At 48.4% G+C, this 13,317-nt stretch carries 10 protein-coding genes; all 10 read right to left on the bottom strand.

Annotated features, from left to right (window positions below; genetic code table 11):
• Positions 1-143: 143 nt before the first annotated feature.
• Positions 144-2,078: a threonine--tRNA ligase gene (gene thrS / locus ACKPBX_RS12210; protein ID WP_086628387.1), complete on the bottom strand. Its 1,935-nt coding sequence runs from the start codon at positions 2,076-2,078 to the stop codon at positions 144-146.
• Positions 2,079-2,799: 721 nt separating this feature from the next.
• A complete protein-coding gene (gene dnaI / locus ACKPBX_RS12205; protein WP_119093188.1) occupies positions 2,800-3,726 on the bottom strand; it encodes a primosomal protein DnaI in 927 nt (308 codons plus the stop codon).
• Positions 3,726-5,159 carry a replication initiation and membrane attachment family protein gene (locus ACKPBX_RS12200; protein ID WP_119093189.1) on the bottom strand — a complete coding sequence of 478 codons (1,434 nt, stop codon included), beginning with the start codon at positions 5,157-5,159 and terminating at the stop codon, positions 3,726-3,728. Before ACKPBX_RS12200 ends, dnaI begins: the two co-directional genes overlap by 1 nt.
• The gene (gene nrdR, locus ACKPBX_RS12195) at positions 5,156-5,701 is read right to left on the bottom strand and encodes a transcriptional regulator NrdR (RefSeq protein WP_119093190.1); all 546 of its coding nucleotides are present in this window, start codon (positions 5,699-5,701) and stop codon (positions 5,156-5,158) included. Before nrdR ends, ACKPBX_RS12200 begins: the two co-directional genes overlap by 4 nt.
• A gap of 95 nt (positions 5,702-5,796) precedes the next feature.
• On the bottom strand, positions 5,797-6,396 hold the full coding sequence (gene coaE / locus ACKPBX_RS12190; RefSeq protein WP_119093191.1) for a dephospho-CoA kinase: 600 nt from the start codon (positions 6,394-6,396) through the stop codon (positions 5,797-5,799).
• A gap of 6 nt (positions 6,397-6,402) precedes the next feature.
• A complete protein-coding gene (mutM, locus tag ACKPBX_RS12185; RefSeq protein ID WP_119093192.1) occupies positions 6,403-7,287 on the bottom strand; it encodes a DNA-formamidopyrimidine glycosylase in 885 nt (294 codons plus the stop codon).
• 37 nt (positions 7,288-7,324) lie between these two features.
• Positions 7,325-9,976, bottom strand: a complete 2,652-nt coding sequence (gene polA, locus ACKPBX_RS12180; protein WP_319995534.1) for a DNA polymerase I — start codon at positions 9,974-9,976, stop codon at positions 7,325-7,327.
• A 21-nt stretch (positions 9,977-9,997) separates the two neighbouring features.
• Positions 9,998-10,543, bottom strand: coding sequence for a MaoC/PaaZ C-terminal domain-containing protein (locus tag ACKPBX_RS12175; protein ID WP_086628394.1), 546 nt, complete (start codon positions 10,541-10,543; stop codon positions 9,998-10,000).
• A gap of 431 nt (positions 10,544-10,974) precedes the next feature.
• Entirely contained in the window at positions 10,975-12,306 is a 1,332-nt protein-coding gene (murC, locus tag ACKPBX_RS12170) for a UDP-N-acetylmuramate--L-alanine ligase (protein WP_086628395.1), read from the bottom strand.
• Positions 12,307-12,543: 237 nt separating this feature from the next.
• On the bottom strand, positions 12,544-13,239 hold the full coding sequence (locus ACKPBX_RS12165; RefSeq protein ID WP_119093194.1) for a hypothetical protein: 696 nt from the start codon (positions 13,237-13,239) through the stop codon (positions 12,544-12,546).
• Positions 13,240-13,317 lie beyond the last annotated feature (78 nt).

The following is a 13,317-nucleotide window of genomic DNA, read 5'->3' as shown; positions in this document are numbered from 1 at the left end:
TATCAAGCAAAATATATAAGAAAATGAAGGCCCGGAACACAAACTGCCATGTTCCGGGCCTTCATCAAGCTAACAGAATCAAAGCTACATCACTGAAACTTATTGTATCATGATTTGCTCAGAAAGATGTGGATTTGATAAGATTATTTGAAGTTTTTGATTTCAGATTGAACCTCAGCCAAGAAATCATCCATGCTGAAAGTAACCATTTCTTTCGAGCCATAACGGCGGACAGTTACGGTTCCGTTCAGCAATTCCTGATCGCCGATGACCAATTGGTAAGGTATTTTTTGAGTCTGGGAAGCACGAATTTTGTAACCCATCTTCTCGTTGCGGTCATCAACTTCGACGCGCATACCCAACTGTTCCATTACGGCTTTCAGTTCATATGCTTGATCGGCATGCAGATCAAGGTTGACAGGGATGATTGTTGCTTGGACAGGAGCCAACCATACCGGGAAGGCACCTTTATACTCTTCGATCAGATACGCCACAAAACGCTCCATTGTGGAGATGACGCCACGGTGGATGACGACAGGACGGTGGTTGTTTTCGCCGTCTTCGCCGACATAAGTCAGGTCAAAGCGCTCAGGCAACAGGAAGTCCAATTGGATAGTGGACATCGTTTCCTCCAAACCCATCGCTGTCTTGAACTGTACATCCAATTTAGGGCCGTAGAAAGCAGCTTCGCCGACAGCTTCGAAGTATTCCAAACCGAATTCGTCCATCGCTTCCTTCAGCATCGCTTCCGCTTTGTTCCACATATCATCGTCATCGAAGTATTTCACTTTGTCTTCTGGATCACGGTAGCTCAGACGGAAACGGTAATCGCTGATCTGGAAGTCCGCATAAACATCCATGACCAACTGCAGCACACGTTTGAACTCGTCCTTGATCTGATCCGGACGGACAAATGCGTGGGCATCATTCAGAGTCATTTCGCGTACGCGTTGAAGACCGGACAAAGCGCCACTCTTTTCGTAACGGTGCATCATGCCCAATTCGGCGATGCGGATCGGCAATTCGCGGTAGCTGTGGATGTCGTTCTTGTAGACCATCATGTGGTGAGGACAGTTCATCGGACGCAACACCAACATTTCGCCATCGCCCATATCCATCGGCGGGAACATGTCCTCATGGTAGTGGTCCCAGTGGCCGGAAGTCTTGTACAATTCCACATTCGCCATGATTGGTGTGTAGACGTGCTGGTAACCCAGGCTCACTTCTTTATCGACAATGTAACGCTCAAGCGTGCGACGGATCGTTGCGCCTTTAGGCAACCAGAAAGGCAGGCCGGAACCGACTTCAGGGGAAATCATGAACAAGTCCAGCTCTTTGCCTAATTTGCGGTGATCGCGTTCTTTTGCTTCTTCGCGCATTTTGATGAATTCAGCCAAGGCTTTTTTATCGAAGAAGGCTGTTCCGTACACACGTTGCATCATTTTGTTGTTCGAGTTCCCTCTCCAGTAGGCACCCGCCAATGACAACAACTTGAAGACTTGGATTTTGCCTGTTGCCGGCACGTGGACACCGCGGCAAAGGTCAGTGAAGTCATCTTGCGTGTAGACAGTGATGACGTCACCCTCAGGCAACGCTGTGATCAATTCGACTTTGTAAGGGTCGTTTGCGAAGATTTCCAATGCTTCCGCGCGGCTCACTTCACGTCTGACGATCGGATAGTTCGCCTTCACGATGTTCATCATTTCCGCTTCGACTTTCGGTAAGTCCTCTTCGGCAAGCTGCACTTCCATATCGGTATCATAGTAGAAACCAGTTTCGATCGCTGGGCCGACACCGAAATGGATTTCAGGGAACAAGCGCGTCAAGGCGTGCGCCATCAAGTGGGCAGTCGAGTGGCGCAGGATACCCAATCCGTCTGCGTGATCCGGTGTCACGATTTCAAGCGAACCATTCGTCTCCAATGAACGGGTGAAATCCACCAATTCCCCGTTGAATTTCCCTGCCAAAGCCTTTTTGGCCAGGCTGTTGCTGATGCTTTTTGCTACTTCTTCCACTGTTACGCCGGCTTCGAATACTTTTACGGCGCCATCAGGAAAAGTGATTTTGATTTCTGACATGCTGATTCCTCCAATTAATTAAATTCTGTACGTACGGTGAAGATAAGAAATGCTGAACGGGTTCGTACAGCCCTGAAAGAAATTTAGGAAATCGTGCCGACTGAGCATCGTAGAGCGCAATAGGTACGATTTATCTAATTTCCGAAGGGCTAACCCGTGAAGCTGGACAACTTTTTTAGATGAATGAACTTTTGTGTAAATTCATTCATGTTAAAAAAGGCAATAAAAAAAGCCCATCCCCAGCTTGTGCCGGAAATGGGACGTGTCTACGTGGTTCCACCCAAATTCAAAGAGTGCGACAGGCATCCGCTTAAGATTCTGTCTCATCCTTACTTGAACGCGATAACGAGCGTACCGTTTCCCCCTACTGCAGTTTCAGGGAATCTCTCGAAAGGGGTCGATACATGATTGATTAGGATGTTCCACCAAGCCATCCCTCGCTAAAAATCAGTTCATCCATCGGTGTCTTTCTCATCGATTTGTCTTTCGTTTCATCTGTAGTCCATTTAAACACAAAAAACAATTGTTTTCAAGTTTAAAATAAGAAAAGCTGAACGGGTTCGCTTAGCCCTGATTAAGGAAACACTGTGACCTAAACGGTCAAGTACTCTGATGTCACAGTGCGACATCAGAGGGCCTCACTACGAGACCAGTTGGATGGCCTGATGACAGGACTAAGCGATTGAAATCGCAAGAGTCATGACAATTTAGGAAATCGTGCCTACTGCTCGAAGCGGCGGTTCTTCCCGGTCATAGGAATCTCGCGCGATAAGAAGCGGATCCGCTCCATCAGACGTTTCGCCTTCATCGGCTCGTCATCGCCCCGGTTGCCCATGCGCAAATGCTCCTCCAACTGCTGCATCGTAAAGTTGGAACTGAAGAATGTCGGCAAGTCTTCCTGCATCCGGTACTGGAGGATGACGCCGAGCACTTCATCACGGATCCAGGTGGAATTGGCTTCCGCTCCGATGTCGTCCAACATCAGGATCTCCGCCTTCTTCACGGCATCGATCTTTTCGTTGACCGTGTTGCTCTGGATCGCCTGCTTCATCTCCATCGTGAAGGTCGGGTAATGCATCAGTGTCGTCAGATGGCCACCCATCGCCAATTCATGCGCAATCGCACCCAACAGATAGGATTTCCCTACTCCGAATGGACCATAGAAATAAAGCGCTTGGTGATGCACTTTCGGATTCCCATTGAATGAATCAATGAAATTCAACGATTCCAGAATGGCCGGCATCCGCTCGTTCGATTGGACAAAGCGATCCAATGTCGCCGTGCGGACATCCTTCGGCATCGACATCGAATGGACGCGGCTCCGCAATTCCTTTTCTTTTTCCTTTGCCATCGTCTCGTCCGTCGGTGTGTAGACGACATCTATGTAACCGGCATTCAATACAAGGTGTGGCTCATAGCCTGGATTCTGCGATTCTTTCCCCAGCTTGATCTTCTCTTTTTCCTGCACATATTCGTGCAATTTTGAATAACTTCTCTCGACGATTTCCCGCGTCAGGCGTTCTTCGTGTTTCTGGAAGAACGCTTGAACATCGGCATCCTTCATGATTGTGTCGATCATGCCTTTGTAGCGTTGGCTGATTTCGGGATTATTCATATATTTGTAGAATGCTCTTCCGATATGATCCATCACTCATCCCCTGCCTTTCCGCTACTCTTTAATTTTTTGATGCGTTCATTCAGTTTTTGTTGCGCTTCCGGCGTCAGCGGTGTTTCCACAACCGACTTATGTTCCTCTTTAGCCCAATCCGGCAAGTTTTCTTTCTTGCGCGCCACCGTTTTCCCATAATTCTTTGCGGTCGTTCGGCTGGCTGCCCGCTTCTCCGCTTTCGCTTTCATCTCGCCGGCGAATTGCTTCGCTTTCGCCAACGCTTTTTCGGGCGAATCGACGCCGTCCTGCAGCCAATCGTTTGCGATGGCTTCCACATAGGCCTTGGAAAGATGCGGATTGTTGAGGATGACCAACACATAGTGCGTCAATACGTTGAGCACACTCGGTTTGAAATCAGCCTTTTCCATCAGCGTACGCAGCAATTGCGTCTCCGAGGCGGTCACGATGCCGCCTTTCTGCTTTTTGATGCTGGTCAAAAATTGATGCGGCGTCAATTGTTCGCACGCCTTGATGAACGAGATCTCTTCACTGGAAAAGCGCGCCTGAATCAATTTTTGTTCCCGGCCTTTTTCAGTATCTTTAGCCAGTTGGATGCTCTGGGTGACTTTGTCCTTTACTTCCAACCGGGTGCTGTGTCTCTGTTCATAGGCATCGGATACAATTTTTTTGAGCGCTTCTCCATCCACTTTGCCTGATTCGATGTCAGCGGCCTCCAGAATGAACTGGGCCATCTGCAGTTCGTCGCAACCATACAGCGTGTAGAGGATAGTGATCGTGTGCTCCAATTCCTTTGTGATGGATTCACGTTTGACGAATTGCTTGTTCAACAGCTGCCGGAAAAACGAGAAGTCAAACCCATCGTTCTCGATCACGGGCAGGCTTGCCGCGTTATCCCCCAACAACGTATTATCGTTCTGCCTCATCCGCGCTTGCTCCGTAAAGGCACTTTCCGAGAAAGAAAAAACATCCAAAAAGGACTTGGTGATATTTTCCGCATTTTTTACGTCGCGGACTTGCCGGCTGAACCGCTGTTGCAACTCGCGGTATTTCCTTTCGCCGACTTTTTCATATAACAGCAACCCCATCAGGTCATCACTGAAAAAAGCATGACTGGACAGCGGCTGCTGCAATTCGTATAGGTACTGCTTCTCAGGCTCGTTTACCAGAAATGTCTTCAGCAAACCGATCCCTTCCAATTTCACGCGCGCTTGATAGAACTCTTGGATTCCGCTGTTCGATAGAGCCAATAATTCGGTGTGAAGCAACTCCTTGCTCCAATAGCTCTCCTGCGGAATCTCCGCAAGCAGCGTCAAATAGAGGCTGAATGCTTGCGGCCCGATGATGGGCTGATACAATTGGGTCAGGATTTTGCGGTCCACATCGGAAATCAAGTTCGTCTGGCTTGCTCTGAAAGGATCCTTAGGACTTATGTTTTGCCATGGATAGCTCATTGTTCATTGTCTTCCTTTCCGGGGGCTGCCTCGTTCGGAGGAGCATCGGATGGTTGGATGTCTGAAGCTTCAGCAGCCGCTTGTTCGGCTTTTTTCTTCTCCATGTTCTTCAATTCATCAAGGAAGGTTTTCCGATCCGAAAATTGGCGGTAAACACTTGCGAAACGGATATAGGCGACGTCGTCTATTTTGGATAACTTATCCATGACGTATTCCCCGATGACGATGCTGGATACTTCATTTTCTCCAAGCGCTCGGATTTCGGCTTCCACCTCATTGACGACAGTCTCCAGTTGTTCGAGGGCGATCGGCCGTTTTTCGCAGGAGCGGATCAATCCCCGCAACAACTTTTCACGGCTGAACTCTTCGCGCGCGCCATTTTTTTTGATGACAAGCAACGGCGTTTGCTCGATCCTTTCGAATGTAGTGAAGCGGAAATGGCATTGTTCGCATTCGCGACGGCGGCGGATGGCTTTCCCGTCATCAGCCGGACGACTATCGACAACACGCGATCCGTGATAGTGACATTTTGGGCATTGCATCGGCTTTCCCCCTTTTCTTTCCTTTATTATCGCTTCATTATAACATACTTGTGGCTCAAAAACCTTGAAAAGATGGTCTTTCCGAGACCATCAGGCTAGGCGGAAAGATGTCCATGCAGCCATTCGTTGACTTGTTTTTCAGTTTCTTCGATCGTCCTGGAATTGTCGATGACAAAGTCCGCCAGCTCTTTTTTCTTTTCGATCGAAAGCTGACTTTGCATTCTCCGGGTGGCTTCCTCCGCATCCAAATGATTGCGGCTCATCAGCCTTTGCAATTGCAGCTCTTCCGGAACATAGACGACCATCACGGCATCGCAGCTGTCCTCATACCCGCCTTCGTACAGCAATGGAATATCCAGCACGATCAAATTGTGCCCTTCCGAAATATAGCGTTCTTTTTCTGCCTGTATCCAATCATTGATGCGCTCCTTCAGCAACACATCCAGTTCTTTACGCTTCTCCCTATCCGAAAAGATCAGCGTTCCCAAACGTTTGCGATCCAGCGTGCCATCAGGCAGCAGATAGGCTTCCCCAAAATGTTCGATGATGTCCGCTAACCCCGGCGCACCCGGAAGAACGACAGCCCTTGCTCCCAAGTCTGCATCGACAACCGGAATGCCCGCAGACAAAAACAGCTTCGCTACAGTCGATTTCCCTGTAGCGATGCTTCCTGTAAGACCCAATATATAACTCATGTTCGTTTATCTCGCCCCTTTGTACGCAACGTCGGTGATGTCTGCTGCCTTCGAACGCGTCTTCGACAGTTGTTGACAATGCGGACAATAATGCGTCCCTCTCTGTGCAACCCTTATTTTTTCGATCGGATGGCCGCAGTTTGGACAAGGTTGTCCGGTCTGTCCGTAGACGGCAAGGGAGACTTGGAATTTACCTGCCTCACCCAACGTGTTTTTGTAGGTCCGGATAGTCGACCCTCCGGCTTCCACCGATCTGCTGATCACATCGATGATGGCTTCCTGCAGTCTTTTGGCTGCAGCCGGCCCGATTGTGTCGGCTGCTTGAAGGGGATGGATTCTGGCTTGGAAAAGCGACTCATCCGCATAGATATTTCCGACGCCGGCAACAATGTTCTGGTCAAGGATGACCGCTTTGATCGCCCGATGCGACTTGGCAAGATCTTTCTTGAACTTGCTCAATTTGAAGAAATCCGCGGTCGGTTCCGGCCCCATCTTTTGGAAAGGTTCATAATCATCCCGCTTTTCGATCGGCAACAGCGTGAATTTGCCGAACTTGCGCACGTCAAGGTAACGCAATTGGCGGCCATCGGCGAGATAAAAAATGACATGGGTATGCTTTTTGATCGGTTCACCGGATTCGCTCACCTCATATTTACCTTCCATCCGCAGATGGGAAATCATCGCCCAGTGGTCCAACAAGAAAATCAGATACTTGCCGCGGCGTTCGATGGTGTTGATCTGTTCCCCCCGCAGGACCGTCTTGAACCGTTCAGTGGAGAAAGGCGGCGTGATCATACGATCCCAAAAGACGGCTACATCTATGATAACGGCTCCTCCGACAAGGTTAACGAGCCCCTTGCGGATGGTTTCTACTTCTGGCAATTCCGGCATAAGCAGCCCCCTTTCTTTTTATCAGATTGTTCCTTGTTTATTTTGCTTCATACCAGCTGTCGCCGAAATTACTGTCCACTTTAAGCGGCACAGCCAAGGAGACAGCATGCTCCATGATTTCCGGCACCAATTTTTCCAATACCGGAATTTCTTCTTCCGGGCATTCGAAGATCAGTTCATCGTGAACCTGCAGCAGCATGTTCGCTTGAAGACCTTTTTCCTTGAGGACTTTATCCATCCGGACCATCGCAACTTTGATGATATCTGCGGCAGTGCCTTGGATCGGCGAATTGATGGCAGTCCGTTCCGCAAAGGAGCGCAGATTGAAGTTGCGGTTATGGATGTCAGGCAGGTAGCGGCGTCTGTGGAATAACGTTTCGACATAACCGTTCTCTTTCGCTTCTTTGACGATGTCCTCCATAAATTGCTTCACACCTGGATATTTTTCGAAATAACGGTCAATGAATTCTTGAGCGGCTTTTCGGGTGATGTTCAGGTTTTGGGACAACCCATAGTCGCTGATTCCGTAAACAACGCCAAAATTGACGGCCTTCGCTTGTCGGCGCAGATTGGCGGTGACGTCTTCCGGTTTCTCGATGCCAAAAACACGCATTGCGGTCGAAGTATGGATATCCTGGCCTTCCAGGAAAGCTTCGCGCAGATGCTCATCCCCGGAAATGTGCGCCAGCACACGCAATTCGATCTGTGAATAGTCGGAGGCGAACAGCTTCCAACCTTCTTGTTGCGGAACGAAAGCTTGTCTGATTTTCCGGCCTTCCTCCATCCGGATCGGGATGTTCTGCAGGTTCGGATCGACGGAACTCAAACGGCCGGTCTGCGTCAATGTCTGTTGATAGCGCGTATGGATCTTTCCGGTTTCCGGTTTGATGAATTTCAAGAGCCCTTCCACGTAGGTCGATTGCAACTTGGACAACTGTCGGTAATTCAGGATGTGCTCAACGATCGGCGCTTGCGCCTGCAGTTTTTCCAGCACATCGACCGCTGTCGAATAGCCCGTTTTCGTCTTTTTGATGGCGGGCAAGCCCATCTTCTCGAACAGGATGACACCCAGCTGCTTCGGTGAGTTGATGTTGAACTCTTCCCCCGCTTCGGCATAGATGGTTTTCTCGATTTCAAGCAAACGGCCGGCAAATTCTTCTTTCATTGTCAAAAGACGCTGCGGTTCCACTTTTATCCCCTGGATTTCCATGTGCGCTAAGACAAACGACAAAGGCAGTTCCATTTCGTAATACAGGTCTTTTTGCACGTTACTTTCCAGTTCCGCGTTCAATTGGGCAAACAGCGCTTGGATCGCTTTCACTTTGCGCGCCAAATGATCATGCAACACAGCGTCTTCGGGAACCGCAGTTTTAGCGCCTTTTCCGTAGATGGCCTCATCAAAGGAGACATCGTTGTAGCCGTATTCCTGGGCGACTTGCGCAAGGTCTTTGCTGTTGTCCTTCGCATTCAGGATGTAGGAAGCCAGCAGGATATCAAAGTCGATACCTGCCAGCGCGATGCCGGCATAATGCAGCATGACCATCGTCCGTTTGCCATCGTACACGATTTTATTGGCTTCGGCATTCTCAGCCCATTCCTTAAAAGCATGGCTAGCCTGCACTGTTTCCAATGAAGCTGTGTATATTTTTTCGTCCGTGCCCCAGCTGACTGCGAGGATTTTCCCGTCGTGGTAGTTGTCTTCAAGCATCTCCACATACAGAGCCATCCGGTCCGTAAAATGCTCGGGACGGATTTCCGTCAGGACTTCGAAATGGATATCTTCGAAGGATTCCGAGCGGTCTTCCGAAGCCACGCCCAGCTTGTCCAGGAATCCGTTGAAATCCATTTCGCGATAGAAGTCGGTCAGTTTGTCGATCTGTTTGCCTTCAACCGCAAGGTCATCGAGCTTCAATGTCACCGGCGAATCCAGATCGATCGTAGCCAGCGTTTTGCTCATGAATGCATTTTCTTTGTCATTGATGAGATTTTCTTTCATCTTGCTTTTCTTCAGTTCATCGACATGCTCGTAAAGGTTTTCGATGGAACCATATTCGGTAAGAAGCTTCAAAGCAGTCTTCTCGCCGACTTTGGTGACGCCCGGATAATTATCCGAGGAATCCCCCATCAGACCTTTCATGTCGATGATCTGTTTCGGTTCGATGCCGTATTCTTCACGGATGACGTCCGGGGTGTAGGATTTCAATTCCGACACGCCTTTGACGGTGATGTCGACCCGGATATTATCTGTCGTCAATTGGATCATATCCTTATCGCCTGAAATGATGACGACATCATAGCCGGCCTGATCTGCCATCCGCGAGTAGGTCCCGATGATGTCATCGGCTTCATAATTGACCAATTCATAGGTCTTGCCTCCGAAAGCATGGACCAAGACGCCGAAATAAGGCCACTGTTCGGACAACTCCGACGGCATGCTGGCACGCCCGCCTTTGTAATCGCCATAAAGGGCATTACGGAAGGTCGTTTTACCTGAATCGAATGCAACCAACAGATGCGTAGGCTCTTCTGTCTGGAAGATGCGTTCCAATATATTATTGAAGGCGTAGAGCGCGTTCGTATGCAATCCGTTCTTGTTGCGGAACCCATCCAGATTCGGCAATCCGAAAAAGGATCTGAAAGCCACACTGCTGCCATCCACCAATAGTAATTTTTTCTTTTTATCAGTCATCTGTGTACATCCTAACTCTGCTTATTCTGAATCGTCTGCTGTGCTGGTTGCGGAATCAACTTCCGAAACGACGGCTTCCCCGACTTCAGTTTGCTCGCTCATGACCACGTTCTCTTCCTCATCAAAAATCAACTTGCGAGGCGTCTCAACGATCAATTCAGCATCCAACACGCGTTCATTTTCCATATTCGTTCCGACAACGCTGATCGTCACTTGTTCGCGGCGCTCATCCACGCGCTCGACTTCGAAATTGAACGTGATCGTGCTGTTGTGGTAGATTGGTTCAATCACATTCAAAGAAACGTCCACAATATGTGAACCCGGACCCGGTAAATGTTTGGAAACGTTGCTCGTCAAAATCCCCACCAACAAAACAGTTGGCACGATCGGTTTATGAAACCGAGTCGTCTGCGAATAATCATGTTGAATATAGAGCGGGTTTCCGTCATTCGTCAATCCAAGATACAGCAAAATATCTTTGTCTTCGATGATTTCCGTGACGGTCAGCGAATCCCCCTCTTGAATTTCATCAATCGATTTTCCAAGCTTTATATCTTTCAGACCCATTTTCACTTTTCCTTTCTTTGAACACATATATGTCTATCATATCAAAAACGCCGTTCCGATAAAAGCCGTTTAGCTGTTTGAAACCATTTATTCCAAAAACCGGAACAAGCCCCCCGCTTGCTTGCATCAAAAAAGCCCAGGAAGCGATCCCTGGACTAATAGTGTGTGATGATTCGCGTTTAGATACCCGGACGTTGGAGTGAACAGAGGATGTCCACCTCTTTTGTGGACATCCTCTGTTTGCGAAACGGGAGCGGTATCTGCGAATCAGAACCGTTCTAAAATAGTGTGTGATGAATCCTGAGCTCAGAGTTTGAGCACTAACGAGGTTCAGGACCAAGCAGCCCGGTTTTGGCTGAGTGGGCCTGAACAGCGTTAGGCGGAGAACTCTAGGATTCAGAACCGTTCTAAATCAGAACCGTTCTACTGTATTAATTTGTTGTTGGTACGCTGTGGCTCAACAGCTCTTCATAAGCCAGTTCAAATTTCTGAACATCCCCGGCGCCCATGAAGATAGCGACAGCATCATGGAACTGCAGCAGCGGAGACATGTTGTTGACGTTCAATACCGTTGCGCCTTTTTCGATTTTGTCGGCCAAATCGCCGATCGAAACCTGTCCGTCCTTTTCGCGAGCGGAGCCGAAGATATCGCAAAGGAAGACCTTGTCGGCCAATTCCAACGACTCAGCGAACTCACTAAGCAGAGCAACCGTACGCGTGAAGGTATGCGGTTGGAATATCGCAATGATTTCCTTTGTAGGGTATTTCTGTCTGGCCGCATCGAGTGTAGCGCGGATTTCGGATGGATGATGGGCATAATCATCGATAACGACCATATCCGAAATGTATTTCTCGCTGAAGCGACGTTTTACGCCTGTGAATGTCTTCAGTTGCGCAGCTACCTTGTCATTGTCCAATCCTTCCAGCCAGCAGAATGTGATGATGGCCAATGAGTTAAGGATATTATGCGTGCCGAATGACGGGATTTCAAAATGACCGTACCTTTCGCCATTTATTTCCACATCGAACTGACTGCCGGTTGTGTCTTTTGTGACATTTTTGGCGACAACATCATTGTCTTCAGCAAAGCCATAAAATGTGACCGGATATTTGCCTTTCAATTCACGGACATACGCATCTTCGCCGCAAGCGATGACGCCTTTTTTCACTTGGGATGCAAATGAATCAAATGCGCTGTAAACATCATTGATGTCTTTATAGTAATCCGGGTGATCGAAATCGATGTTCGTGATGATGGCATAGTCCGGTGAATAAGCCAGGAAATGACGTCTGTATTCACAGGCTTCCAGCACAAAATACTCCGCATCTTCCCGACCGAAACCAGTGCCATCGCCGATCAGATAGCTTGTCGGTGCAATCCCGTCCAACACATGGGACAACAAACCGGTCGTGCTCGTTTTACCGTGTGAACCGGTAATGGCGACACTCGTATAGTTTTTGATCAAGTCGCCTATGAAATCATGGTAGCGGATGACCGTCAAACCGATTTCTTTTGCTTTCGCGATTTCTTCATGGGAATCAGGGAAAGCATTCCCTGCGATGACCGTTAAACCCGGTGTGATGTTCGCTTCGCTGAATGGCATGATTGTGATGCCAGCATCATCCAAGCCTTTTTGCGTAAAGAAATAAGTTTCGACATCCGATCCTTGGACGCGATAGCCTTTCCCATGCAGGATCAATGCCAACGCACTCATCCCAGAACCTTTGATGCCGACAAAATGATAAATCGTTTCCGTTTCCATAATTACCTCCAAATGAATATGGAAGGTTAGTCTTTCGGCTACCTTCTGATGTTTGTGTCTCAAAACAATCGCTTAGGACCTGATGACTTGCTGTCCATTTATTGAATCGCAGTCAGTATAGCACGTGCAGATTAAGAAAATACTTAAAATTATTTAAAATTTGAGGTCAAACATGTCAATAATTTCATTGCATCATCAACCCAGCGCACAAATCGGCCTAATGTTTCAATCCGATGACTAAAAATAAGAGTGGCTTGCCGAATCGGCAGGCTCATGAACGAATTTTCCGGCTGTATCATAAGAGCGTTCCTGCTCCATGATGCCCAGCAGCGAGCGGTTCATTGCCCGTTTGGATTTGCCTTCCAACGGTTGCAACTCACTTGTTTCCACGCTGTCTTCCTCCAGAGCCACATCGTCTTCAACAGGTGACGCAAGTTCGAAAATAAGCAAGTCCGAGCTGTTCTTCTTCAATAATGCCGCAATCGCGCGATAATCGATTTTCTTTTCTTTCAGGTTTTCCCAGCCTTTCAACGGTTCCGGTACTTCGGTCAGTTGGAAAGGCCTTCTGCTCTTGTACGAAGCAAAAGGGTGCATGCCCAATTCCGTGCGGCGCTCCTTCTGCTTTTCGTCCTTCAGTCTTTTTTTCTCGACCGCAAAAACGTCTTCAGCAGGCTTCACAGCTTTATCCCTGAAGGATACAAATGCCTCCTTGTTGTGGCGGATGTACGGGACCGTGTCCATTGGGTTCAGCAAATCTTGCGAAATGTAGGAGGACGGTTGTGCAGAATCGCCTTTTTCATCCGGCATGCCATGCTCTTCATCCTCTTTTTTCAGGTAATTCGGAAAATCAAACTTATTTGTTGCAGGATGACTTCCTTCCATTCCTGAACGATGGTCATGCCGAAAAAAACTTGGTCCATCATAGCGACTCATCCAGTCAGCTCCTCTCTTGTTTTGCTTCCGGTAATTCTACATCCGGTTTCAATGGAATTCCTTTATAATAGTACTTCT

This window comes from Trichococcus shcherbakoviae, from assembly GCF_963666195.1.
GTDB lineage: Bacteria > Bacillota > Bacilli > Lactobacillales > Aerococcaceae > Trichococcus > Trichococcus shcherbakoviae.
The sequence above is the reverse complement of the archived record's forward strand: the minus strand, read 5'-3'. Positions and strand labels throughout refer to the sequence as shown.

Coding starts and splice junctions, on each gene's coding strand:
- thrS (WP_086628387.1), bottom strand. CDS start 2,078: ATGTCAGAAATCAAAATCACTTTTCCTGATGGCGCCGTAAAAGTATTC.
- dnaI (WP_119093188.1), bottom strand. CDS start 3,726: ATGGATCATATCGGAAGAGCATTCTACAAATATATGAATAATCCCGAA.
- nrdR (WP_119093190.1), bottom strand. CDS start 5,701: ATGCAATGCCCAAAATGTCACTATCACGGATCGCGTGTTGTCGATAGT.
- coaE (WP_119093191.1), bottom strand. CDS start 6,396: ATGAGTTATATATTGGGTCTTACAGGAAGCATCGCTACAGGGAAATCG.
- murC (WP_086628395.1), bottom strand. CDS start 12,306: ATGGAAACGGAAACGATTTATCATTTTGTCGGCATCAAAGGTTCTGGG.
- mutM (WP_119093192.1), bottom strand. CDS start 7,287: ATGCCGGAATTGCCAGAAGTAGAAACCATCCGCAAGGGGCTCGTTAAC.
- polA (WP_319995534.1), bottom strand. CDS start 9,976: ATGACTGATAAAAAGAAAAAATTACTATTGGTGGATGGCAGCAGTGTG.
- ACKPBX_RS12165 (WP_119093194.1), bottom strand. CDS start 13,239: ATGAGTCGCTATGATGGACCAAGTTTTTTTCGGCATGACCATCGTTCA.
- ACKPBX_RS12200 (WP_119093189.1), bottom strand. CDS start 5,159: ATGAGCTATCCATGGCAAAACATAAGTCCTAAGGATCCTTTCAGAGCA.
- ACKPBX_RS12175 (WP_086628394.1), bottom strand. CDS start 10,543: ATGGGTCTGAAAGATATAAAGCTTGGAAAATCGATTGATGAAATTCAA.